The following is a 24,867-nucleotide window of genomic DNA, read 5'->3' as shown; positions in this document are numbered from 1 at the left end:
CCAGCTTTACGGTTAAAGCTTAAAAGAATAGGTTTTCGCCCTAGACTTGTATCATCACTACCTATCTCAAGAACAAGTTTTTTAGATAGTAAATCAGCAACAATAGCGGATATCGTTGCTTTGGTAAGTCCTAATTTTTTAGCAATGGCAGATCTTGATATAGGGCTAAAGTTAACAATCTGAGTTAGGACAAGGTTACTGTTTATATCACGAATTAATTCTTTACTTCCTGTAATCATAAAAACCTCCAAGTTGTTTGTATATTAGTGTAGCATAATTTACTCAATTTGTCACATAAGAATACAGAAAAGGTATTTTGCTATGTGTGATACAGTTAATTCACTCCCAATTCTAAAACATATGAGCTTTTTACCATTGTATTATTTTAATAAAATTTAATAAATATAACCTTGTACTATAAGAATCTGTACGTTATAATAACATGTACATAGCTGATAAAAAGAGTAAAATGGTTATAGAGGTACTATAAAGCAACGGATATAATAGTTAAGTGCATGGAGAAAGTTGCATGAAATATTATAGAAGTAACAAGATAGAGGAGAAGATATTTATGTCAGATGATATGAATAAAGATATAGAATATAAAGAATCAATGGATTCGGAGAAAAAAGAATTGAAAAATTCTGAAAAAGATAAAGAAAAAGAATACAAAGAAGATTATGAAGATATTTGCTATATCTGTCGTAGACCAGAAAGTAAAGTTGGTAAGATGATTCATATACCAAACAATATCTGTATCTGTTCTGATTGTATGCAAAAGACATTTGATTCGATTAATTCAGGTAATATGCCTTATATGGATATGATGAATCTTGGACCAATGATGAATTTTAGTGGGATTCAAAACGATATTCCTAAAAGTCAAAAATTGAAAAAGAAAAAAGAAGAGAAGAAAGAGCAAGCAAAGGAAATCGATTTAAAGAATATTCCTGCACCTCATGTTATAAAGGGAAAATTAGATGACTATGTTATAGGTCAAGAACATGCAAAGAAAGTAATATCGGTAGCAGTTTATAACCACTACAAACGTGTAGCGGCGAACGCAATGGACGATATTGAAATCGAAAAGTCTAATATGCTTATGATTGGGCCGACTGGTTGTGGTAAGACATATCTAGTTAAGACATTGGCACGATTATTGAATGTACCGTTAGCTATTACAGATGCAACAGCATTGACAGAAGCAGGATACATCGGCGATGATGTAGAGAGTGTAATCTCTAAATTATTGGCAGCAGCAGATAATGATGTAGAGAAAGCGGAACGTGGTATTGTTTTCATTGATGAAATTGATAAAATTGCGAAAAAGAAAAGTACAACAAATCGTGATGTAAGTGGTGAAAGCGTACAGCAAGGTATGTTAAAGTTACTAGAAGGTGCAGAAGTTGAAGTACCTGTTGGAGCAACAAACAAGAATGCAATGGTTCCACTTACAACAGTGAATACACGAAACATATTATTTATCTGCGGAGGTGCATTCCCAGACCTTGAGAAGATTATTAAGGCAAGATTGAATAAGAAATCATCAATTGGTTTTGGTGCAGAGCTGAAAGACAAATACGATGCAGAGGAAAATCTTTTGCAACAGGTTACTGTAGATGACCTTAGAGAATTTGGTATGATACCAGAGTTTATTGGACGTCTTCCAGTTATCTATTCCCTAGAAGGGCTAACAAAAGAAATGTTAGTTGAAGTTTTAAAAGAGCCTAAGAATGCTATTTTGAAACAATACAAGAAGTTACTTGAATTGGATTCCGTAGATTTAGTATTTGATGATGGTGCACTAGAAGCAATTGCAGAGAAAGCCTTAGAGAAAAAGACTGGAGCAAGAGCATTACGTGCAATAATAGAAGAATTCATGCTAGATATTATGTATGAAATTCCAAAAGACGAGAACATTGGACGAGTTACAATTACAAGAGATTATATAGAGAAAAAAGGTGGGCCTGTGATAGAGATGAGAGGCTGCATAACACCGTTATTATCAGAATAAAATGTTATAGGAAAAGGCAATTTTACTTAGGTGAAGTTGCTTTTTTCGAATCATTAGAATTGAGAATATAGTTCACGATAAATTTACAAAATGACATAAGGATTAAATTGCAAGTAATCGGAAAAAGGAATATAATAGAGTTACAAACTTGGACAGAGGAAGGAAAGTAACTATGGAGAAACGTAATATTCCTGAGATAGATGGAAACCTTCGAAAACATATGATTCGAGTACCACAAGTTATTGATCAAGTGAGTGGTATACGAATCTTTGGAAAATTAATTAAATCGTTAGTATTTACAACGGATGTCGCAATTATAAGAAACTGTAATGCCAATGCAGTAATTGCAGTTTATCCATTTACTCCACAACCAATAATTACACATTCTCTTATTAATTGTTCCGATGTCCCTGTGTTTTGTGGAGTAGGTGGAGGAACAACGACAGGAAAGAGAGTAAGTAATCTTGCAGAAGATGCAGAATTTCAAGGTGCAATGGGCGTTGTAGTGAATGCACCAACACCGAATGAAACACTAGAATATCTAAGTCGTAAAATAGATATTCCCATTGTAATAACAGTAGTTTCTGAAAAGACAGATATTGAGAGACGCTTAGAAAGTGGTGCATCGATTTTGAATATATCAGGAGCGGCAAACACAACGAAAATTGTTGCCGATATTCGAAAGGATTTTCCGGATGTACCAATTATTGCAACAGGAGGACCAACAGAAGAAAGCATCTTAAGAACGATTGATGCGGGGGCGAATGCGATTACATTTACACCGCCAAGCAATGGTGAGATCTTTAAGAAGATGATGAATAACTATCGTGAAGAAAAGTACATTATTTAGTTAAGAGAGGCAGTACGGGGGACAGTATGAGGTTTTTTGGAAGAAAGAAAAAAGATAAAGCAACTAGGTTAGAGGAAAGAAAAGTATTAGAGCCTACGTTTGCAAAAACAATAGAGGTAAAAGATAGTCGTAGTACGAAAGATGGTAAGGAAGAAACAGAAGAATATGAGATTGTAGAATGTACAATTTACCCAGAGAAAGTGATCTGTCCTGATTGTGGAGGAATCACTCTTGAGGGACTTGATTTCTGTGATAAATGTGGTGGAGAACTTTACGATATGGGTGAGTAATCGATGCATTGAAGCAGAAAAGTATAGAGGGTTATCAAAGTGAAGGAAACTTCAAACTTTGATAACCTTTTGGTTTTGTAATGATGGCTTTTATTGGATAGAAATATTGATTATTACATAGCTACTGTGCTATACTAAACTCTAAGTAGCGTATAAGAGATGACATTAATATAGAAAAGAGGAAGACAATGATTTCAGAAAAGATGGTAGGACTTGTACAAAATAGTTCAATTATTCGTGCTATGTTTGAAGAAGGTAAGAAAATGGCAGATATCTACGGGGAAGAGAATGTATTTGATTTTAGCATTGGAAATCCAAGTGTTGAACCGCCAGTAGAAGTGAAAGAGGCGATTATTGATATTATTACAAATGAAAGCCCTAATTTAGTACATGGTTATATGAATAATTCTGGTTATGAAGATGTTAGAGATGTTGTTGCAAAACATATTAATAAGACACAGGGAACAGCATTTGCAACAGAGAATATTGTTATGACAGTAGGTGCTGCTGGAGGACTTAATGTAATCTTCAAAGCACTTCTTAATAAAGGTGATGAAGTAATGGTATTTGCTCCTTACTTTGGAGAATATCGAAGTTATGTGAATAACTATGACGGAGTGTTAGTGGAGATATCACCTAATACAGTAGATTTCCAACCTAATTTAGATGAGTTTAAAGAAAAGATTACAGCAAAGACAAAGGCGGTAATTGTAAATACACCAAACAATCCAACAGGTGTTGTATATAGTGAAGAAACAATTTGTAAACTTGCAATGATATTAGAAGATAAGCAGAAGGAATTTGGGACAAGTATATACTTAATTTCGGATGAACCATATAGAGAACTTGTATATGATGGAATTGAAGTACCATACTTAACAAAATATTATAAGAATACGGTTGTAGGTTATTCCTATAGTAAATCGTTGTCATTGCCTGGTGAAAGAATTGGTTACCTTGTGTTACCAAAAGAGATGGACGACTTTGCGAATATAGTAGCAGCAGTTAATGTAGCGAATCGTATCCTTGGATATGTGAATGCGCCATCATTGATGCAAAGAGTAATTGCCAGATGTGTCGACGCTAAAGTTGATGTAGAGAGTTATAATCGCAATAGAGAAGTGTTATATAATAAGTTAATGGAATTTGGATACGACTGCATTAAACCACAAGGAACATTTTATCTATTCGTTAAAGCATTTGGCGGTGATGATATTGCGTTTGCCAATGCAGCTAAGAAGTATAATATATTAATTGTGCCAGGAACATCATTTGGTTGTCCAGGATATTGTCGAATCGCATATTGTGTAGACCATAGCAAAGTGGTTGGAGCTTTAGACGGATTTGAAAAACTAGCAAAAGAGTATCAATAAGGAGGAAAAGCGAATGCGAGCATGGGAGAAAAATTGTAGAAGAGTTGAGCCATATGTACCAGGAGAGCAACCAAATATAGAGGGTATGATTAAGTTGAATACGAACGAGAATCCATATCCACCAGCACCGGGTGTATTACAAGCGATACAAGATTTTAATGTGGATAAATTACGTCTTTACCCAGATGATAAATCGACTATGTTAGTAGAATCTTTAGCAGAATATTATAAAGTGGATAAAGAGCAAGTATTTGTTGGTGTTGGCTCTGATGATGTACTAGGAATGGCATTTTTAAGTTTCTTTAATTCAGATAAACCAATTCTATTCCCTGATATCACATATTCATTCTATGAGGTTTGGGCGAATCTATATAAGATTCCATATGAGATGCCTGCTCTTGATGAGGATTTCCGTATAAAGAAAGAGGATTATTACAAAGAGAATGGTGGAATCATTCTAGCAAATCCGAATGCACCAACAGGTATTTGCGAAGATTTAACATTTATCGAAGATATCTTGCAACACAATCAAGATGTTATTGTAATTGTTGATGAAGCTTATATCGATTTTGGTGGAAAATCTGCACTTGAATTGATTGATAGATACGAGAATCTTCTTGTAGTACAGACATTCTCAAAAGCTAGATCTATGGCCGGTATGCGTATTGGATATGCGATTGGAAACAAGGAATTGATTAAGATTATTAATGATGTAAAATATTCTTATAATTCCTATACAATGAATCAGACATCATTATATTATGGTGTTGAGGCTGTCAAAGATGATGCATACTTTAGAGAAAATCTTGCGAAAATTGTAGAAGAAAGAGAACGTACTGTTGTAGAGCTTGAAAAGTTAGGATTTACTTGTACAGATTCAAAAACAAACTTTTTATTCGTAAAACATAGTACTGTTTCAGCGGGAGATTTATTGGCAATGCTAAGAGAAAAGAATATATTTGTAAGACGTTTTGCAAATAGTCCTCGTATTAGCAATTACCTTCGTATCTCAATTGGAACAAAAGAAGAGATGGATTCTTTATTTGCAGCACTAAAAGAATATATAGAATAAACAATACAAGGTGGATAGTATAGTTATGAAGCATAATAATTAAGATATGACCTAGGTTCAGCATCAACCTAGAGACAGGGGAGTGGGAAGATGAAGAATACTACTGTTTATAAGAGAATAGCAATTGATTTAATGCTTACAATAGTATGTGGGCTTTTATTGATATTTGTAGCACCAAAGCTAATTGCATTTTTCTGGCCGTTTGTAATAGGATATATAATTGCACTAATAGCCAATCCTGTAGTTAAGTTTTTAGAGAAACGTTTAAAAATAGTTAGAAAGCATGGTTCTGCAATTGTTATTGTCGTTGTTTTAGTATTAATTGTTGGAGCAATGTACTTTATTATTGGTGCAATCGTGAGAGAATGTATTTCGTTCATAACGGATTTACCTACGCTATATGACACATTTAATCTTCAGGTTAAAGAGATTCAGGACAATCTTCAAGTAGTATATAAAGCATTGCCAGAGGGAATGCAGATATTTATTGATAATCTAGGAGATAATATAGGCTCCTACGTGAATACATTCGTACAGAAGATAGAATTACCATCCATAAGTGATGCTAGTGTATTTGTTAAAAATGCAGCTGATTTCTTATTTATGATGCTTATTACAATTATGTCTGCATACTTCTTTGTTGCTGAACGCGAGAAGATGTCAGTACAGATGAAGAAGATTCTTCCAGAATCATGGTCAGATAAGGTTCGAATGATAACAGATAACTTCAAATTAGCATTCGGTGGATATTTTAAAGCACAATTTAAGATTATGATAATTATTACAATCATATTGTTTGTCGGCTTCGAGATTTTAGGGGTAGGATATTCAATTTTATTAGCATTAGGAATTGCATTCTTGGATTTTCTGCCGTTCTTTGGAACGGGTGCAGTACTATGGCCTTGGGCAGTAGCGGAATTAGTAACAGGAAATTATATTAGAGCCATAGGCTTAATGATTATTTATCTTATATGTCAAGTTGTAAGACAGATTCTTCAACCTAAATTAGTAGGGGATAGCATTGGCATAAGCCCAATGGAGACATTGATATTCATGTATGTGGGATATAAGGTAAAAGGATTTTTAGGGATTATTATTGGTATACCAATAGGAATGATACTTGTTAACTTCTATAAATCAGGAGCATTTGATGGTATAATAGAAGATGTTCAGTATATTACAAATGATATTATTAATTTACGAAAGAACAGAGAAAATGTGGAAGAGGGCAACAAATAATTAAGGAGTTGCTAAGTTTTGGTTATTTTAATGACTAATTAAAATATTGTGTTATAATAGATACTATAAAATATATTAGCACATATTAATTTGCAACTTGACCAAATGTGAAATATTATATATCATATTAATGAAGTGTAATATTTTTGAGAGCGCCACTTTTTTGATGAAGGGAAGGAAAAAGAAAGTATGGAGAATGAACTTTTACCAGAAGGGAATGCTATTGTATCTGTTGACGAAATTCAGCAAATTATAGTGAACTATAATATTGGGAAGAAACCACTTGCAAGATTACTTGGTTGGGGGGAAACAACCATTATACGTTATCTTGAAGGGGACACGCCAACTACAGAGTATTCGGACAAACTACAGGCGATACTACAAAATCCAACGTATTACTACAGTATCCTTATGAGAAATAAGGAAAATCTAACAAATGTAGCATTTAGAAAAAGTAAGAAAGCCGTATTGGAACGTGTTATGAAATCTAAGATTGATGTTGTAGCTCAATATATAATTAATCTTAAAGATTCAGAAGTAAGTGCTGGATACATACAAGTACTACTGTTTTACATACAAGTTTTCTCACTTGCATTCTATGGCAGAGAGATGTTTGATGATGAATGTTTTACGCTTGGAAACTCATCACCTTATCCCAATGTTTATAAGAACATGAAGAAGTATGGTATGGTTAAGCTTGAAATGGAAGACTCCATGCTGGAGGAAGATGAGAAAGAGTTAATTCATGCAGTTATCGATGGTTTTACTTGGTATGGACCAAAAGCATTGTTTGCTTTACTTGAAAGAGAGAGCAGGATATTAAACGAGTCTGTTGAAGGTCAGACTGGTAGATATCTAACAAAAGAAGTATTGAAGAATTATTATAAAGAAGCATTGATTCAATATAATATTGGTAGTATTTCAGAAATTGGTAGATACCCAGATATTACATTAACAGAGATACGAAGAGATATGATGCAAATCGTTTAAGGTATGTGCAAAGTAAACGAAACGGGGAATACAAAAAAGACAAGCAGTCGATGCTTGTCTTTTTTGTATCTATATTTATTTGCTGTTTCTCTTTGCACGCATTCTTTGTGTAGGATCTAAGATTTTCTTACGAATACGAAGATTTTCTGGAGTTACTTCTAGTAATTCATCAGTATCAATGAATTCTAATGATTGCTCTAAGCTTAATACACGTGGAGGTGATAATTTAAGAGCATCATCGGCACCTGAAGAACGAGTATTTGTTAATTGTTTCTTCTTACAGATATTAACTTCGATATCATCAGTTTTACCGTTTTGTCCAATTACCATACCAGCATATATCTTCTCACCTGCACCGATGAATAGAGTACCACGTTCTTGTGCATTAAACAAACCATAAGTAATAGATTCACCAGTCTCAAAAGCAATTAGAGAACCTTGCTTTCTATATTGAATATCGCCTTTGTATGGGCCGTAATCGTCAAATACAGTATTAATAATACCATTACCTCTTGTATCAGTCATGAATTCACCACGGTAGCCAATTAGACCTCTAGCAGGAATGGAGAACTCTAATCTAGCATAGCCACCATTTGCATTAGACATACCTTGTAATTCACCTTTACGTTGGCTTAATTTTTCAATTACAGTACCTGTGTATTCTTCAGGAACATCAATAATAGCTGTTTCCATTGGCTCAAGAAGCTTTCCGTTCTCATCTGTACGATAAAGAACTTCTGCTTTACTTACTGCAAATTCATAACCCTCACGACGCATATTTTCAATTAATACAGAAAGGTGCAATTCACCACGTCCAGATACTTTGAAAACTTCTGTTGAGTCTGTTTCTTCAACACGTAAACTTACATCTGTGTTCAATTCTTTAAATAGACGTTCTCTAAGATGTCTTGAAGTTACAAATTTACCTTCTTGTCCAGCAAATGGGCTATCATTAACGATAAATTGCATACCAATTGTTGGTTCAGAAATCTTTTGGAATGGAATTGGAACTGGATTTTCTAAGGAGCAAAGTGTATCACCGATATGAATATCAGAGATACCGGAAATAGCAACGATAGCACCGATATCTGCTTTTTCAACTTCAACTTTTCCAAGGCCATCAAATTCGTATAATTTACCAATCTTAACTTTTTTACGTTTATCTGGCTCATGAGCATTTACAAGCATAACTTCTTGATTTAAAGAAAGAGATCCGTTATCAACCTTACCAACACCAATACGACCAACATATTCGTTATAATCAATTGTACTAATTAGAACTTGTGTATCCGCTTCAGAATCACCTTCTGGAGCTGGGATATAGTCAATAATAGTTTCGAATAATGGTTTCATGTTTTCAGGTGAATCATCTAATTCAAGAATAGCAACACCTTGTTTTGCAGAAGCATATACGAAAGGACAATCAAGTTGTTCTTCAGAAGCATCTAATTCGATAAATAAATCAAGAACCTCATCAATTACTTCTGTAGCTCTAGCTTCTGGTCTATCGATTTTATTGATACATACGATAACAGGTAATTCAAGTTCTAATGCTTTCTTAAGTACGAATTTAGTCTGAGGCATAGCACCTTCGTAAGCATCTACTACAAGAACAACACCATTAACCATTTTAAGAACACGTTCAACTTCACCACCGAAGTCAGCATGTCCAGGTGTATCAATAATATTTATTTTTGTATCTCCATAATATACAGCTGTATTTTTAGATAGAATTGTTATTCCACGTTCTTTTTCGATATCATTAGAGTCCATGACTCTTTCTTCCACCGTTTGATTGGAACGGAATACACCGCTTTGTTTTAATAATACATCAACCAAAGTAGTTTTTCCGTGGTCAACGTGTGCAATAATAGCTATATTTCTGATATCTTCTCTCTTTGTTCTCATTGTTTCTCCAATCTGCACCAGACTGTTTTGTCTGTATACGAACCCCAGTGTGAAAGAAATTATTTCACACGCATATCAAGTATTTGTGATGTTGACTTACAACTTATATATTTTATCATAAATCTTGCATTTTACAAGCACTTATAAGAAAAGCAAAAAATTTTGGGAAAAATGTATTATATTCTTATCAATATTATCCCAAAGCAAGATATTTTTACTCAAGCAAATAAGTAGTGATAGAAGTAAAAATAAAATTAACTTGTTTATCTTCTATATAATGGGACTAAAGTAGGAGGGATTCTTGAAAAATATATGGTAAAATAGTATAGAAAGCTACAAAAAACAACAGAAAATATTAAGGAATTGTTAAGTTTCAAAAAATGTTAAATTAGAGGTTTACATTTGGACTAAAATGTACTAAAATTGGAAATACTTTAGTAATTACAATTTTTTACTTCTAAAAATAAAAAATCAAGCATAGATATATTAGTGAAGCAATTAATATACAGTGTTGCTATTTTTAGAGCAGGATTAAGAGAGGAGTCGTACCATATGACAGATAAAGTATTTGATAATAATCAAGTAAGTATTGCAGGAGAGGTAATCAGTGAATTTAAGTTTAGCCACGACGTATTTGGAGAAGGATTCTATACCGTTGATGTATCGGTTGGAAGATTAAGCAATTCATCTGATGTAATACCACTAATGATTTCCGAACGTCTCATGGATGTTAAAAAGAGCTATATAGGAGAGTATATTGAAATTCTTGGACAATTTCGATCATACAATAGACATGAGGAAAGTAGAAATCGTTTAGTTCTTTCTGTATTTGTAAGAGAGGTTAAAATTTGTGAAGAGGGATATGATAGCCCTAAACCAAATTATATCTTTTTAGATGGCTATGTATGTAAACAGCCAATTTATAGAAAAACTCCATTAGGAAGAGAAATCGCAGACATTCTATTAGCAGTAAACAGACCATATGGAAAATCGGATTATATCCCTTGCATCTGTTGGGGAAGAAATGCAAGATTTGCTGAGAGTTTTACTGTTGGTGGACATATTCAAGTATTTGGACGTATCCAAAGTAGAGAGTACCAAAAGAAAGTTGGAGAAGAGGATTTTGAAAAGAGAGTTGCTTACGAAGTTTCGGTTAGCAAACTTGAATGTATAGAAGAAGCATAGACGAGAATTAATCAATACCTATTTACTTTTGAATAATAATGTTGTATTATGGTATATCAAAAAGCAATATTTTATAAAGTGTGCTTTTTGAGTTAGCCAGTGCCAAGATGAACGTTTTTTACTTCATTTAATGTGCATAAACTGGACAGTTTTGTTATTAAGAAAGGACATGGGCAAGATGGAGAAAAAGATTGTTCAAATATATTATGGCAATGGTAAAGGAAAAACGACCGCAGCAGTTGGCCAGTGTATACGAGCAGCAAGTCTAGGCTATGAAGTTATTATAATACAATTTTTAAAAGGAAGAGATGCAGAAGAATTCTCTTTCCTAGGTAAATTAGAACCAGACATTAAACTATTCCGTTTTGAGAAAGCAAAAGAATCGTACATTGACCTCACAGAGGAAGAGCAGCTAGAAGAGAAAAAGAACATATTAAACGGTGTGAATTTTGCGAGAAAAGTAATAGAAACTGGAGAATGTGATGTTTTGGTATTAGATGAAATCCTTGGTTTGATTGATCTAGGTTTGATAACGATGGAAGACATTGTGAAATTAATTGATCTAAGAGATGATTATTGTAAATTAGTATTAACTGGTGTTAATATGCCAGAAGAACTAATGGAACATGTTGATATGATATCGAAGATAGAGCAAATTAAAGGATGCTAGTTTTTACAAAGAATAAGATATGTAAATGGGAGGTGCTGCACTATATGATTGGTGTGCACCTCTTTTTTTGACTAATAAAATAAATACAATACGTTATCATAAACAAATAGGACTTATAATATATTTACATATGTGGACGTGCAGTATAAAATAGAAAGTATTGGTATTCGTGTGAATAAATGTTTCAGTTTATGAATAAAGATTGTTCACACAGAGATTTGTGCTTTGCACAAGGTCTCAAGACTTTGAAAGGAGTAGTTGTATGAAGCGCAAATTAGTGTTGATTATAGTTTGTATCATTATAATCTGCTGTATTTTTTTAAGAAATGGAAATTCCAATAATACGGATACAAGTGTGCAGGAGGGAGTTCAGAATACATTAGAGGAAACAATAACGCGTGCTCAAGTTGCCAAGATGATTAGTTATGCGGCATATACGAGAGAGGAATGTGAGCAGTTAGAGCGCATTGCAGTATATAAAGACACCGATGAAAGTAAATGGTATGATAAATACGTTAATGCAGTTACCGTATTGGAGCTAATGCAGGAAGATAAGAACTTTCGTCCAAATGATGAACTGACATATAAAGAGGCAAAAGAAATATTAGAGAAACTGCAATTAACGGATTACAAGCGTCTTCGTTTTGAGCTGACATCCGATATTCTCGATAAAAACATAAGCTTTACGAATTGGTTGTCAGTCTATGAATATATCTGTACTGAGATTTATAACTATGTTCCAACTGAGAAGGATATCTTCATTGTAATGGCTGGTGGTGATAAGATGGAAGATAAGTGGAAAGTAGTAGGAGAGGATGCAATCTATCAAAGTGATGGAATCTCCCTAGAAGCTTGTTTAAACCAGACAGTGACTGCGATTGTTAAGGGAGATGAAATCTTGGCAGTTAAACAGGTTAAGAATGATACGATATCACTTGAAAATGTGTGGATTATAGATGGTAAGAAACAAAGTGTAACTGTTTTTATCAATGGAGTGGAAAGAACATTTCAAACAGAGAATGTGTTAGCAGAAGAAATCACAAATGTTATTGGTGACTTAATAATAAGTAATCAAAAGATTACGAAGGTTTCTGTTAAACCAAATAAAATCTCTGGAAAGGTATTATCTGCTACAAAGGAATATATTGAAATTGAAGATTACGGTAAGATATATCTGGAAGATGACTATCGAATCTATAAAATCTATGGTGATGTGGAGTCAAAAGTTAGTAGTGCAGTCCTTGTAGGTTATACAATAACAGATTTTGTTATATCAAATGATAAGATTAGTGCAGCTTTAATTACGGAAAGTCCAAAGGCAGAAAACATTCGTGTGTTATTAAAGACAACGGGCTTTAAAGACATGTTCCATAGTAAGGTCGTGTTGACCTCTGATGAAGCATTTACAATAACATATGGAAAGAAAACAAAGAAATACGCTGCGAAAGAGAAGGTAACGATAAAGCCAACAAGTAAGATGTTAGAGTCTGGTAGATTACGAGTGGAGACTACAAAGGAGGGAAAGATAACAATCTCTTCTATAGAGAGAGCATATGGTACACCAAGTTATCGAGGTACACTTGAGATTGCATCGTGTGATCAAGGCTTAACGCTTGTGAATGAATTGCCATTAGAAGAATATCTCTATAGTGTAGTGCCAAGTGAGATGCCAACATCATATGGAAAGGAAGCACTTAAAGTACAGGCAGTTTGTGCAAGAAGCTATGCTTATAATCAACTACTAAGTAACCAGTATGGCGAATATGGAGCACATGTAGACGATAGTACTTCATTCCAAGTATATAATAATGTAGAAGAAAATGCCTCTTCTATCGAAGCGGTTAAGGATACATATGGCAAGGTATTAAACTATGATAATGAAGTGATTACAGCATACTATTTCTCAACTTCATGTGGATATACATCAAGTGCGAATGAAGTATGGATGAGCAATACACCATTAGAATATCTAACAGGAAAATTACAAGTTGATGATGAGAAAGTAAAAGAGTTAGACTTGACAGAGGAAAAGAAATTCAGAGAGTTTCTTACAAAGGAAAGCTATGATACATACGATAGTGACTTTGCATGGTATCGTTGGCAAACGAAAGTGTCGTTAGCAGATTTGAAGAAGACAATTGATGCAAAGCTAAAATCACGATATAACGCAAACAGTAGGCTGATATTAACACTTGTAAATGGTAAATATATTAGCACTCCAGTTGAGACAGTAGGTAATATCAAGAGTATTACAATTACGAAACGTGCAACGGGAGGTGTCGCAACCGAAGTTATTATCAAAGGTTCGAAGAATACAGTAAAAGTAATCTCTGAATATAACATTCGAATTCTATTATCGCCAAGTGGTAACGACGTAGTTCGTCAGGATGATAGTAAGATTTCTAATATGAGTTTACTACCAAGTGCCTTTATTATTATCGATGAAATTAAAAAAGACGATAAGCTAACTGGTTATAAGATTCGCGGTGGTGGATATGGTCACGGTGTTGGTATGAGCCAGAATGGTGTGAAAGCAATGGTGGAAGATGGTTATAAATATGAGGATATACTAGAGCATTACTATACGGGGGTTAGTATTGCTTCGATATATTAGAAAATTGAATTACTTATAAAAAATAGTTTCTAAGTAGTGGGGATTTACACTGCTTAGAAACTGTTTTAATTTATTTTAGTATTTTACCAAATAAAAAAAAACCAATCACAAAAGATTGATTCTTTTTTTACTGCGGAAGATGGGACTTGAACCCACACGTTCGTAGAACACAGCATCCTTAGTGCTGCCTGTCTGCCATTCCAGCACTTCCGCATATACAGATTCATCATAATAGCTCATCAGTACGATAAATATTATATGATTTTTAATTGTCTTTGTCAAGTGGTTTTTGAATACTGATTTTGGTAAGGGCTTTTTTATTACTTAGCAAGAATTGATAAATCATGGGCAATGATTAGGAAGTGAAAATGACAATAATCCTTTAAAATAATTATACAAACATTACTACAGAATATTATTGGATTAAGGAAAAGATTGTTACTATTTATTGTGTGGGATTGAAAAATATGGTATAATAATTTGTACATATGCGAAGGTATAATGCTTATAAAAAAGGGAGGTCATTACAATGAACAAACAGAAAACGACTAATGGAAATAGTAAAAGTACAACGACCGAAAAAATAAGCTTTTTAGGAAGTATTAAAGGAAAAGTACTTCTTATGGGTGCGCTTTCTATACTGGTATCTGTAATCCTTGGAATGGTAGGTTTAAGTTCTCTAAGCAAGAATGATAACAATAATAATCTTCTTTCTAGGATTAATGATATCAGTCTTTTGCAATATGAGAATCAGAGTCTAGAGACATCATATCTCTATGCACTTGATGATTCCTATCTTGGAGATATCATAAACAATCTACATACAATGGAGGAGAAGGCTACGCAAGCAGTAGATTTTTCCTCAGGTGATCAAAAGAAAGATGTCAGTAATATTCAAACAAGTATATCAGAGATTTTGCAAAATCAAGAGAAGATTCGTTCTCTTTGTACAGAGAGAGGCTTTACACAGGATACAGGCTCTTATGTGAATTTCTTACAGAATGATGCAGCAATAACTTCACAATTTGACAGCATCTCTAGTAGTACATGGGTAGAGGGGAATTGGACGAATGCCTATACAGCTGACACTGTAAAAATAGGTGGAAAAAACTATACGAAGATGGTTTATGACAATGCTTTACCTCAGCCAGGAAAACGTGATTACTTTCTTGTACGTATTGGTGGAAGTGGCATGAAATATAAAGGAACCATTTACATTAGTAATATTGTGCTCTCAGGCGGAAACAAGGAAACAATGAATATCTCATCTATAGGAGATTATTCATATGGTAGTGCATTTGCTGGTATTGAATATGAAGATATTTTTGGAGCACCTGCACTAAAAATTAATGCAAACTATACTAGTACTGATGGTAGTTGGGAAGAAATCGCTGTAAAGATTCCTTTTAAAGAGTTAAACAATATGGATTATTCCCATGTATATTTTGAATTGTATTTTGAGGATACATATCCAGCAGGTGCTGCCGCTGCCAATACCTTAGATGGAATGTATAATTTTGGTGGCAAACTTGCTGAATTGAATGCTGCATTTGGAACTTACAGCAAACATGTCGTAGAAGGAAAGGATATAGCAGAAGAATCTCTTTCTGTAGTTGCAATCTTAGATGAACTAATAGGAGCAGTTTCCAACTATGCGAAAGATGAGGGGCAAAAAAATGCTGCTCTTGAAGGGTTGAATGCGAAGAAGAGTGCATTTACGCAAATCAGCAAGGAAGATGAGCAAATATTTGCGTTGAAGAAAGCGAATATTCAACTTTCACAGGAGCTAACAACGCAAAATGAGTTGATGCAAGATAACATTGCAAAATCTACTGCTACAGCAAAGAACAGTTTAACGGCTATGATTGTTGGCATTTTGCTTGCAAGTACAATCTTATTAGTTATAATTACTCTTTTCATTAATCAAGTGATTAATCGCAGTATTCGTAAATTCAAAGAAACATTGGAACAGATTACAGCAGGTAACCTTACCGTTAGAGCAGTTGCAACGGGAAAGGATGAGTTTTCTATTTTTGGAAAATCATTAAATGTATTCTTGGATAAGCTTGTAGGAATTCTACATAATACACAAGCAATATCACAGAAAGTAGCCAATTCTGGTGAAGGATTGAGTGAGATATCTACAGTAGGTAGTGAAAGTTCATATGAAGTAGAGAGAGCTGTTAATGATATTTCCAATGGAGCAGTTTCACAAGCATCAGAAATCGAAGAAGCAGCAGGAACTATGTTTGATATGGCAACATCCTTTGAAAAAATCGTTACAAATGTAGAACGTTTGAATTCAATAACAGAGGAAATGCGTGAAATGGCTGTGGAGTCTTCAAACTTCATGACAGAGCTTGCTGTATCGAATAAGCGTACCGCTGATGCGTTTGACCAAGTAGCACAGCAGATACATATTACAAATGAATCGGTACAAAAGATACATGAAGCAGCAGATTTCATTACATCAATCGCAAGCCAGACAAGTCTATTATCTCTTAATGCAAGTATAGAAGCTGCAAGAGCAGGAGAGGCAGGTAAAGGATTTGCAGTTGTAGCTTCTGAGATTCAGAAACTTTCGGAACAATCCAACTCATCTGCTACGAATATCGAAACGATTATTAGAGAGTTATCGGTAGAAGCAACTAAGACTGTTGATATTATTGATACAGTTTCTGGGACAGTAAATGAACAGCAAGATAAGCTAAACTCTACACAGAAGCAATTTGTGAATCTTGAACATCGTGTACAAGACGCAAGTAAAGGAACGAATGAAATTAAGAAATTCACATCAGATTGTGATACTGCCCGTATTAAGGTAGAAGGTGTTATTCAGAATCTTTCTGCTATTTCTGAGGAAAATGCAGCTTCAACAGAGGAAACTATGGTTTCTATGTCAGAACTTAATGTAACGATTAAGAATCTTGCGGAAGAAGCCAAATTATTAATGGAATCTGCAGAAGAGATGAAGAATGATTTGAAATTCTTTAATTTATAGAGATAGAGACAAAAAAGGACTTTAACATTTCAAGAGGGAGGTGTTGAAGTCCTTTTTGACTGCTAGTTATATATAGATTCTCATATATAGATGTAACTCATGATATAGAGCAGTATGATGAAGAAACTGTAAATATATCAATAAAATGTGACGTTAATTGACAATGTAATCCAGTTGAATTATAATAAATATGTTGTAATTTACCAAGGAATATGAATAAAAATAAATGAAGGAGTGAATCAATTAGTAACCATTGGGCAGGGAAAACTTACACAATCGAAAGGGGAAAGACATGAAGAAAAATACGAAAAAATTAGGATCATGGCTTCTTATTGCAGCAATGTTGGTAGGAAGTATATTGGTGAATGGTAACCAAATTCAAGCGGCAACAAAACCGTCACTTAACAAAAAGACAATTAACTTATTAGTGAATAAAAAGTATACATTAAAGGTTAATAATAAAATTAGTGGATCTACATATAATTGGAAAAGTAGTAATAAAAAAATAGCTACAGTAACGAATGCAGGGGTAGTACAAGGTAAAGCGAAAGGAAATACAACAATAACTTGTACGATTAGCGCAAAGAAGAAGAATTACAAATTGGAGTGTAAAGTAACGGTAATTAAGCCATCAACGAAAGTTTCTATTTCCAATAAGACAGAGATGATGAATGTTGGTGAGAGTTATGCGTTAAAAAGTTCATTAGCACCAAAGAGCACGAATGACATTGTATCATGGTGTACAAGTGATAAGGCAATTGCTCAAGTAGATAGCAAAGGTACGATTAAGGCTAAAAAATCTGGTGTAGCAATTATCACAGCAAAGACAGAAAGTGGTAAGACAGATACATGCAGAATCTTGGTGGCAGATAAAAAAATGGTAGTTGATAATGAAAATGATTTAGTATTGGCATTAGCAAATGCGAAGGTAACAAACTTAACATTAGCAACACAAGCTGAAATTAATGTAACAATTCCAGAAGGCAATCATGAGAATATAACATTTACAGTAGATGCGCCAAAAGGTGAAGTAATAAACAATGCTGTATTTAAAGAGGTTATTATTAAGAACATTGCACCATCTACATGGGTAGAGAATGCGATGAACAATGATATAACAGTTACTGCACCGAATGCAAGAGTAGTAGTTTCTGAAAATGCAGTTGTAAATAGTATTAAGAGTGAAACGACAGGAAATGTAAATGTTGAAGCAAATGGAAAAGTTAATTCTGTAGTAGTGAACAGAACATCTACATTGAATCTTAGTGGTAAAACAACGGAAATATATGTTGTCATTAACGCAGAAGATAGTAAGTTGTCGTCATCAGTTAAGATGATGATTACATTGAATGCAAGTGCAAATGTTGAATTAACTGCAGGCGCTGAGGGAACGAGTGTTAATAAAGGAAACGATACAGTCAAGATTAACATTAATAACGAAACAGGTGCTACAATTATTATAAAAAAAGCGGATGGAACAATAGAAAAGATTGAAGTACCAAAGGATGACACAGAAACAAACATAATTATCCCAAGTACGCCATCAGAACCTGCAAAGAATGATCCTTCGGAGAATAAGCCTTCTGATAGTGATGATGGTAAAAAAGATGATGAGGATAAAGGTAACGAGGAAGAAGACAAGACGGAAGTTGAAGTACGTTTTGTTATAAAAGCGAATAGTGAAGATGGATATGAAAACACTTGGTCAAAGTCAATAACGAAGAATAAAGGTGATATGTTAACGAATGCTGACTTGCTTTCAAGTGAAGAGATTAATAAAGTGCTAGGTGATGGCTGTGAATTCCTATATTGGTTTGGTTTAAGTTATTATGAAGATAAAACAACTGGTTATGTAAATTCTGATTATTTTAAGTTGGATCCGAATGAAAATCTAGGTTACAAATTAAGTGGAAGAGTGACTTTAATAGCAGTGTATAAAGGAAATACAACATATAAAGCATGTATTTTCTTGAGTGGCATACTTGAAGATACAAATGTTAGTATGATTAATACACTGGATAATACATTAATTATACCAAATGGAGAAGGTCGTTACGATTTATTACCGGGTGATTATAAAATAGTGGCAGAAAATTGTGAGGATTATTGCTTAAGTATTACATATGAAGATGCAAATCTAGAACGTGGCTGGACGTGCTATTTACGTCAAAGAGGTACAGTTGGTGTTACAGTGAGAGCAGATAGCATTGTTGAAAAATTCTATGTTGCATCAGGTTCAACACTTTCTCTTGATAAATTGCCAGATGTTAAAATCGAGGGAAGTGAACTTTTATATTGGAATGTAGAGCGCGAAGCTACACGAGAAAAAATTGGTCAATATGGCGGAACACAAGGTGAAAAAGTTACTGAGATAACAATAACTGAGGATACAGTGATATATGCGATATACGATCCAGTTCCTGCTGATGCATATGTAAGGGTTAAAGTACCTAAGTGCGAATATTATAATGAAAGTTCAAAAGAGTATGACAATGAAATATATATGACTGATAGTGATGGCAATAGAATAATGCCTACTACAATATATGCAGATGAAGATATTTATGATTTGAAGCTGGGTGAATACTATTTGAATTATAAGGACAAGCGAGTAAAATATACCGTAGATAATATAGAAATTGCAAGACAAATAACAAGTGTGCAGTTTTTATATCAAGAATTAGGTGTAAAAACTATTGATTAATAGTTGAGTATAAAAATATTTTTCAAAACAACAGGTGACTGAGATTTTAATCTTTGTCACCTGTTGTTTTTTGCATGTACGACTTAAATCATTTTTTTCTTGTTTGTATAGTATGATTCCACTTCATCAGCCAATATTCAGATTACCTCTTTGTTTACTGACAGACTTAATAAACTTGATAGTAAGTTTCCAAAGTTTATGACCAAGACAAAAGAGGATAATACCCATTGCAATGGAGATAAAGAAGTAAGGAACTGCTCCAGCAGAGAATGAGCCCATTTCGAACTGAATTTGTGGAATTTCAATTCCCATTGAAAAGGCAATCAATTTGATTACGCCACTAATAGGGCAAAGGATAGCACATAGCATACAAGTAACCGCAGTAATACTAAGGCAGGGAAGGATAAACATTCCACCAATACTGACATAGCTGTAAAAACGAACAACAGCACCGAATTTCTTCAAGCTAAAGGAAGTGTTTTCTGTAATACTTTCTCCAAGATATGCTTTTGCAAGGCTTTTCGCATCACCTAATCGATTAATTACTTCTTCAGAGGAAAGTCCGTTTGCCTCTAATTCTAGCATAGAACTTTTGATTTCTTTAACAATATCTACTCGTTCAGAAGCGGGCATTGATTTTAAATGCCTATCTACTTTTTCCAAATATTCATTCATTAACTTATCCATTCTATAGTCCTCCCTTTATTTCTGAAATTGCATTCAATAAATTCGCCCATTCACATGACATTGCTTCTAAATATTCTTTCCCTTTATCCGTGATGGAGTAGTATTTTCTAGGTGGTAGTCCCTCGGTTGTTTCTTGCCAAAAGGAGGTTAAATAATCCTCTTTCAATAGTCTTCTTAAAAGTGGGTAAATCGTACTTTCTGTTGCAGTCACGATAGGCCACTTTTCAAGTTCACTAATAATCTCATAGCCATAATATGACTTTTGGTTTATCAATAACATTATGCAAAATTCAAGAGTACCACGCTTTATTTGCGATTTCCAATCATCTACATTCAAGTACATCGCCTCCTTTAGATACATCGTACTACACAGTACCTGTGTTGTCAATAGTGCATCAGGGAAAATATGCTAAATTATTTGTTGAATAATGGAGAAAAATATGCTATGATAAATGCTAAGATTTACTAAATAGGAGGGAAAACAATGTTAATTGGATTTGTAATTGCGATATTAGAGATAGTAGCAATGTGGACAATCTTTACAAAAGCGGGTGAAAAAGGATGGAAGAGCATTGTGCCAATATACAATGTGTATATGCTTTATAAAATTACGTGGGGAAATGGCTGGTATTTCTTGGCTACCCTGATTCCTGGTGTTAATATAGTGATGGTTATTATTACAATGGTAAAATTAGCGAATGCATTTGACCAAGGAACAGGCTTTGCTATTGGATTGATTTTACTTAATCCAATATTTGTGATACTACTTGCATTTTCTAATGCAGAATATGTGGGAATATAGTTGTCGTAGTATTATGATAATCACGTAGTACTTAATAATAGAATGAAAATGAAAAAGCTCAACTCTTTGCCAAAAGTGGAAAGGGGCTGAGCTTTTTTCATGCGAAAAATTCTTTACAACATGACTTTAGTCACATAAGAAAAGTTCTTTTTTCACTACCGAAAGAATTTATAAATTGATATGATATAAACATAAAGAAGAAAATGCAAGAAAGGAAAATGCATCTATGTCGGATATTATTTTAAAAACAATGGATTTAACAAAGAAATACCAAAACAAAGCAGTAGTAGATGGGTTGAATATAGAAATTAAAAGGGGAGAGATATTCGGTCTACTTGGGCCGAATGGGGCAGGAAAGAGCACAACCATGAATATGATTTGCTCTATTGTAAAACCTACAGCAGGCTCCATTGAACTGTTAGGGAAGAATCCTTGGAAACAGAAGAGAGAAGTGATTCATCGAATCGGCTATATTCCACAGGATTTAGCGATTCACGGGAAGTTAAAGGCGTGGGAGAATGTAGAGTTATTTACTTCTCTTTACGGAATAAAGGGTGAGGAGTTAAAACGAACAGTAGAGGAATCGTTAGAATATGTAGGACTATTGGAAAAGAAGAATGAGTTCGCCAAGAACTTCTCTGGTGGTATGAAGAGAAGATTGAATATTGCGTGTGCAATTGGACACCAGCCTGATTTACTTATCTTTGATGAACCAACGGTAGGAATTGACCCACAGTCAAGAAACTTTATTTTGGAGAAAATTAAGGAGTCGAACAAGAAGGATACAACAGTTATCTATACAAGTCATTATATGGAAGAGGTAGAAGCTATTTGTACCAGAATTGCGATTATGGACAATGGAAAGATTATTGCGTGTGGAACGAGTAAGGAATTAAAAGAGCTTGTATCGAATGGTGAGGAGGATATTACTTTAGAGGAAGTATTCTTAACGTTGACAGGAAAAAGTTTAAGAGACTCTATCGGATAAGAAAAAAAGCAAGTTAAAGATATTGAGTTGTGGTCAATTGTGAACCTTTTTGTAATGCGTGAAGATTATACTAAGAAGTTTCATAAACAATTATATTAAATTACATTGGAAGGAGTCAGAGAGGTAAAATGATTCGATATATTGTAAAAAACAATTTGAAGCTAATGCTTCGGAATAAATGGGTAATAGCTGTTATGATTTTAGGTCCGATTCTGATTATAAGTATTATATCAAGTGCTTTTGGGGAATTAATGAAGTCATATGAAGGTGTGGATGAATTCAAGGTGGGATATCGAGTAGAGGAAGATGTTCAACAAGGCTATATGGAGCAAATGAAGCAAGCAGGTAAAGAGGCAGGTATCATCTTTGAGAAGTATCCAGAAGGTGAGATTAAGGCATTAATAGAAAACAATGAACTTGCAGGCTTTGTGGAAATGGGTGCTAAGTCATATACGGTGTATGAAAGTGAGGACTATGTAGTAGAAGGAATTACACTAGAGTATTTTATGAATCAGGTTATGAAGGAAGGAGAAAACCAAGCATTACAACAGATAGTTCCAGCTATACAGAAGGAGGAAATAGATCTTCCTGTAATACAGCTTACTTATATGCCGGCTATAGATTCAAATAATTATTATGGAATTGTGTATATTGTGTATTTTATTTGGTGTGGTATTGTCGGCGCAACCAATATACTTGCAAGTGAGAAGAAAAATGGGATTGGAAGAAAGTATCAAGTTAGTGGATTATCAGATATTTCGTTGTATTTGGGAAAATGGATTCCTTTAGTGCTTGCTGTTCTTGTAGAGACCGCAATTACCATGATTGCAACGATTCTTATATTTGATATTCAATGGGGTAATCCTTTACTGTCAGCTTTAATAATTGTATTGTCTATTATGGCAAGTACATCATTTGGATTCATGATTTATAATCTGTGTGATAATCTTGCTGTGACGATTATTTTATTATTTACTTCGGTTTGGTTTATGGGCTTTTTGGGTGGAAGTTTTGAAACCTATATGTTTTCAAGCACTTCAGATATGTTGAAGAATGTTTCACCAATTTATCATATAAATCGTGCATTGGTTGAATATTCCTGTATGGGAGAAAGCACCTATACAAATAGTTGCATCCTATATATGCTTGGGATTACGGTAGTATGCTCTGTAATTGCACTTATTGCCGATGGGATTAGAAAGAGAGGAAGAGCATGAGCCATTTTTTATCATTACTGAAAATGAATATAAAACTGTTACTGAGAAATAAGGCATTTTTGTTTTTTCTTTGCCTAACACCACTTGTATCTGCACTCATTTTGGGAATAAAAGCAGATTTCAAATTGTATACAGAAGAAGCAGAAGAAATTCATATTATAGAGCTTGATGATTGTAGCGATAGAGCTGTATATGTTAGTGATACATCTGCTTTCGTAGTTAAAGTATATGATTCTTCCCAAACAGAATTGTCAGAGTATGTATTAGAGCAGCTTGCATACTCAGGAATGTTTTCTATATGTCGTAGTGATACAAGTAAGATGACAGAGGAAGAGGTGCTCAAACAGGCAAAAAGTGATGCTTTTGATGATAGAGCTGGTACATTACTATATCTAAAAGAAGATTTTGATACATGCGTATTAGCTGGTGATTATGCCAATGCACTTCAGATTTATGATGTATCTGATGACGAAAGATGGGTGCTGTTTGAAACAGAGATTTCATCCCTGCTATCTAAGATTCATCAAGTGTCAGCTAATACGGGAATGGATACAGATACAGTGCTAAGAGTACTTCGTTCTTTAGCAGAAGAGATGCCAGAAAAAGAAGTGGTTAGCCTAAGTGGGAAAGAAGAGATTGCATTAACAAATGAGCAGAGGGCATATAAATCACCGATAGGATATGCGTTTGCTATTATTACACTAGGTTTTCTTTTCTGCGGTGTTTGCGTAGCACATACTGTGATAGAAGAACAGGATAATAAGGTTTATACAAGACTTATGTTATCGAAATTAAGCCAGTCAGAATATTTGTGTTCGAAACTTGCTATGTCTGTCATCATTTCCATTATGCAGACTTTGATTTTAGGAATCTATATGTTTGTTGTAAAGGATATGAATTTTGGAATTAGTAAGTTAAACTTTTTGGTAATAATTTTTTTCTTGGGATTAATTTTCAGTACACTTAGTTTTGTAATAGGCGTTCTTCTGGGAGATGTTATGAGTTCGAATTATGCAGTGTTTTCTGTTTGGACGATCTCGGCATTGCTTTCGGGGATGTACTTTCCAATAGATAGTAGCTCAGTAACAATAAAAGCCCTATCAAATCTAATGCCACAGCGCTGGTTTATGAAAGCCGCAGAAATGTTGTTTGTAGGAGACAACAGTGTCTATTCTATGATACTATGTATTACAGTAGCATATCTTATTGTGATTATGAGCATCGGAGGTATTGGACTAAAAATCAAACGAGGCAATGTGTAAT

At 34.0% G+C, this 24,867-nt stretch carries 20 protein-coding genes and 1 tRNA gene; 16 read left to right on the top strand and 5 right to left on the bottom strand.

Annotated features, from left to right (window positions below; translation table 11 throughout):
* A partial coding sequence (locus RMR19_RS13250; RefSeq protein ID WP_310603968.1) for a MarR family transcriptional regulator occupies window positions 1-239 on the bottom strand: 239 nt, incomplete at its 3' end.
* Between the two features lie 332 nt (window positions 240-571).
* Here RMR19_RS13250 and clpX point away from each other — a divergent pair.
* The 7 genes from clpX (at window position 572) to RMR19_RS13215 (ending at window position 7,828) form a co-directional block, all read left to right on the top strand.
* The gene (gene clpX, locus RMR19_RS13245) at window positions 572-2,014 is read left to right on the top strand and encodes an ATP-dependent Clp protease ATP-binding subunit ClpX (protein ID WP_310603970.1); all 1,443 of its coding nucleotides are present in this window, start codon (window positions 572-574) and stop codon (window positions 2,012-2,014) included.
* A 172-nt stretch (window positions 2,015-2,186) separates the two neighbouring features.
* Entirely contained in the window at window positions 2,187-2,864 is a 678-nt protein-coding gene (locus RMR19_RS13240; RefSeq protein ID WP_310603967.1) for a hydrolase, read from the top strand.
* Between the two features lie 26 nt (window positions 2,865-2,890).
* Window positions 2,891-3,154: a hypothetical protein gene (locus RMR19_RS13235; RefSeq protein WP_310603966.1), complete on the top strand. Its 264-nt coding sequence runs from the start codon at window positions 2,891-2,893 to the stop codon at window positions 3,152-3,154.
* A gap of 188 nt (window positions 3,155-3,342) precedes the next feature.
* Window positions 3,343-4,527, top strand: a complete 1,185-nt coding sequence (locus tag RMR19_RS13230; RefSeq protein ID WP_310603965.1) for a pyridoxal phosphate-dependent aminotransferase — start codon at window positions 3,343-3,345, stop codon at window positions 4,525-4,527.
* A gap of 13 nt (window positions 4,528-4,540) precedes the next feature.
* Complete coding sequence (hisC, locus tag RMR19_RS13225) at window positions 4,541-5,599, top strand: histidinol-phosphate transaminase (protein ID WP_310603964.1); 1,059 nt, start codon at window positions 4,541-4,543, stop codon at window positions 5,597-5,599.
* A gap of 90 nt (window positions 5,600-5,689) precedes the next feature.
* A complete protein-coding gene (gene ytvI, locus RMR19_RS13220) occupies window positions 5,690-6,838 on the top strand; it encodes a sporulation integral membrane protein YtvI (RefSeq protein ID WP_310603963.1) in 1,149 nt (382 codons plus the stop codon).
* Window positions 6,839-7,027: 189 nt separating this feature from the next.
* The gene (locus RMR19_RS13215) at window positions 7,028-7,828 is read left to right on the top strand and encodes a type II toxin-antitoxin system antitoxin SocA domain-containing protein (RefSeq protein ID WP_310603962.1); all 801 of its coding nucleotides are present in this window, start codon (window positions 7,028-7,030) and stop codon (window positions 7,826-7,828) included.
* Between the two features lie 75 nt (window positions 7,829-7,903).
* On the opposite strand, the gene typA is transcribed toward RMR19_RS13215, so the two are convergent.
* The gene (typA, locus tag RMR19_RS13210; RefSeq protein ID WP_310603961.1) at window positions 7,904-9,736 is read right to left on the bottom strand and encodes a translational GTPase TypA; all 1,833 of its coding nucleotides are present in this window, start codon (window positions 9,734-9,736) and stop codon (window positions 7,904-7,906) included.
* A gap of 552 nt (window positions 9,737-10,288) precedes the next feature.
* Between typA and RMR19_RS13205 the strand changes: the two genes are divergently transcribed.
* The 3 genes from RMR19_RS13205 (at window position 10,289) to RMR19_RS13195 (ending at window position 14,205) form a co-directional block, all read left to right on the top strand.
* Window positions 10,289-10,921, top strand: a complete 633-nt coding sequence (locus RMR19_RS13205; protein ID WP_310603960.1) for a single-stranded DNA-binding protein — start codon at window positions 10,289-10,291, stop codon at window positions 10,919-10,921.
* Between the two features lie 178 nt (window positions 10,922-11,099).
* Window positions 11,100-11,591, top strand: coding sequence for a cob(I)yrinic acid a,c-diamide adenosyltransferase (locus RMR19_RS13200; RefSeq protein ID WP_310603959.1), 492 nt, complete (start codon window positions 11,100-11,102; stop codon window positions 11,589-11,591).
* A 262-nt stretch (window positions 11,592-11,853) separates the two neighbouring features.
* On the top strand, window positions 11,854-14,205 hold the full coding sequence (locus RMR19_RS13195) for a SpoIID/LytB domain-containing protein (protein ID WP_310603958.1): 2,352 nt from the start codon (window positions 11,854-11,856) through the stop codon (window positions 14,203-14,205).
* 131 nt (window positions 14,206-14,336) lie between these two features.
* Here RMR19_RS13195 and RMR19_RS13190 read toward each other — a convergent pair.
* A tRNA-Leu gene (locus RMR19_RS13190) sits at window positions 14,337-14,418 on the bottom strand.
* 316 nt (window positions 14,419-14,734) lie between these two features.
* Here RMR19_RS13190 and RMR19_RS13185 point away from each other — a divergent pair.
* Entirely contained in the window at window positions 14,735-17,206 is a 2,472-nt protein-coding gene (locus RMR19_RS13185) for a methyl-accepting chemotaxis protein (protein WP_310603957.1), read from the top strand.
* A gap of 292 nt (window positions 17,207-17,498) precedes the next feature.
* A complete protein-coding gene (locus tag RMR19_RS13180; RefSeq protein ID WP_310603956.1) occupies window positions 17,499-19,910 on the top strand; it encodes an Ig-like domain-containing protein in 2,412 nt (803 codons plus the stop codon).
* A gap of 126 nt (window positions 19,911-20,036) precedes the next feature.
* On the opposite strand, the gene RMR19_RS13175 is transcribed toward RMR19_RS13180, so the two are convergent.
* A complete protein-coding gene (locus RMR19_RS13175; protein WP_310603955.1) occupies window positions 20,037-20,597 on the bottom strand; it encodes a DUF1700 domain-containing protein in 561 nt (186 codons plus the stop codon).
* A 1-nt stretch (window position 20,598) separates the two neighbouring features.
* Entirely contained in the window at window positions 20,599-20,934 is a 336-nt protein-coding gene (locus RMR19_RS13170) for a PadR family transcriptional regulator (protein ID WP_310603954.1), read from the bottom strand.
* Window positions 20,935-21,081: 147 nt separating this feature from the next.
* Here RMR19_RS13170 and RMR19_RS13165 point away from each other — a divergent pair, with 147 nt between their 5' ends.
* The 4 genes from RMR19_RS13165 to RMR19_RS13150 all read left to right on the top strand — a co-directional run bounded on the left by RMR19_RS13165 (window position 21,082) and on the right by RMR19_RS13150 (window position 24,866).
* A complete protein-coding gene (locus RMR19_RS13165) occupies window positions 21,082-21,399 on the top strand; it encodes a DUF5684 domain-containing protein (RefSeq protein ID WP_310603953.1) in 318 nt (105 codons plus the stop codon).
* Between the two features lie 226 nt (window positions 21,400-21,625).
* On the top strand, window positions 21,626-22,387 hold the full coding sequence (locus RMR19_RS13160) for an ABC transporter ATP-binding protein (RefSeq protein ID WP_310603952.1): 762 nt from the start codon (window positions 21,626-21,628) through the stop codon (window positions 22,385-22,387).
* A gap of 128 nt (window positions 22,388-22,515) precedes the next feature.
* Window positions 22,516-23,604: an ABC transporter permease gene (locus RMR19_RS13155; RefSeq protein WP_310603951.1), complete on the top strand. Its 1,089-nt coding sequence runs from the start codon at window positions 22,516-22,518 to the stop codon at window positions 23,602-23,604.
* A 23-nt stretch (window positions 23,605-23,627) separates the two neighbouring features.
* Window positions 23,628-24,866 (top strand): ABC transporter permease, encoded by a 1,239-nt coding sequence (locus RMR19_RS13150; RefSeq protein ID WP_310603950.1) that lies wholly within the window; start codon window positions 23,628-23,630, stop codon window positions 24,864-24,866.
* The last annotated feature ends 1 nt before the right edge of the window (window position 24,867 follow it).

The organism is Anaerosporobacter sp. (assembly GCF_031551385.1).
GTDB lineage: Bacteria > Bacillota > Clostridia > Lachnospirales > Lachnospiraceae > Anaerosporobacter.
This window is presented reverse-complemented; position numbering and strand designations above follow the sequence as displayed.

Excerpts from the sequence above, each read along its gene's own strand:
- clpX (WP_310603970.1), top strand. The coding sequence starts at position 572 with ATGTCAGATGATATGAATAAAGATATAGAATATAAAGAATCAATGGAT.
- RMR19_RS13240 (WP_310603967.1), top strand. The coding sequence starts at position 2,187 with ATGGAGAAACGTAATATTCCTGAGATAGATGGAAACCTTCGAAAACAT.
- RMR19_RS13235 (WP_310603966.1), top strand. The coding sequence starts at position 2,891 with ATGAGGTTTTTTGGAAGAAAGAAAAAAGATAAAGCAACTAGGTTAGAG.
- RMR19_RS13230 (WP_310603965.1), top strand. The coding sequence starts at position 3,343 with ATGATTTCAGAAAAGATGGTAGGACTTGTACAAAATAGTTCAATTATT.
- hisC (WP_310603964.1), top strand. The coding sequence starts at position 4,541 with ATGCGAGCATGGGAGAAAAATTGTAGAAGAGTTGAGCCATATGTACCA.
- ytvI (WP_310603963.1), top strand. The coding sequence starts at position 5,690 with ATGAAGAATACTACTGTTTATAAGAGAATAGCAATTGATTTAATGCTT.
- RMR19_RS13215 (WP_310603962.1), top strand. The coding sequence starts at position 7,028 with ATGGAGAATGAACTTTTACCAGAAGGGAATGCTATTGTATCTGTTGAC.
- typA (WP_310603961.1), bottom strand. The coding sequence starts at position 9,736 with ATGAGAACAAAGAGAGAAGATATCAGAAATATAGCTATTATTGCACAC.
- RMR19_RS13205 (WP_310603960.1), top strand. The coding sequence starts at position 10,289 with ATGACAGATAAAGTATTTGATAATAATCAAGTAAGTATTGCAGGAGAG.
- RMR19_RS13200 (WP_310603959.1), top strand. The coding sequence starts at position 11,100 with ATGGAGAAAAAGATTGTTCAAATATATTATGGCAATGGTAAAGGAAAA.
- RMR19_RS13195 (WP_310603958.1), top strand. The coding sequence starts at position 11,854 with ATGAAGCGCAAATTAGTGTTGATTATAGTTTGTATCATTATAATCTGC.
- RMR19_RS13185 (WP_310603957.1), top strand. The coding sequence starts at position 14,735 with ATGAACAAACAGAAAACGACTAATGGAAATAGTAAAAGTACAACGACC.
- RMR19_RS13180 (WP_310603956.1), top strand. The coding sequence starts at position 17,499 with ATGAAGAAAAATACGAAAAAATTAGGATCATGGCTTCTTATTGCAGCA.
- RMR19_RS13175 (WP_310603955.1), bottom strand. The coding sequence starts at position 20,597 with ATGGATAAGTTAATGAATGAATATTTGGAAAAAGTAGATAGGCATTTA.
- RMR19_RS13165 (WP_310603953.1), top strand. The coding sequence starts at position 21,082 with ATGTTAATTGGATTTGTAATTGCGATATTAGAGATAGTAGCAATGTGG.
- RMR19_RS13160 (WP_310603952.1), top strand. The coding sequence starts at position 21,626 with ATGTCGGATATTATTTTAAAAACAATGGATTTAACAAAGAAATACCAA.
- RMR19_RS13155 (WP_310603951.1), top strand. The coding sequence starts at position 22,516 with ATGATTCGATATATTGTAAAAAACAATTTGAAGCTAATGCTTCGGAAT.
- RMR19_RS13150 (WP_310603950.1), top strand. The coding sequence starts at position 23,628 with ATGAATATAAAACTGTTACTGAGAAATAAGGCATTTTTGTTTTTTCTT.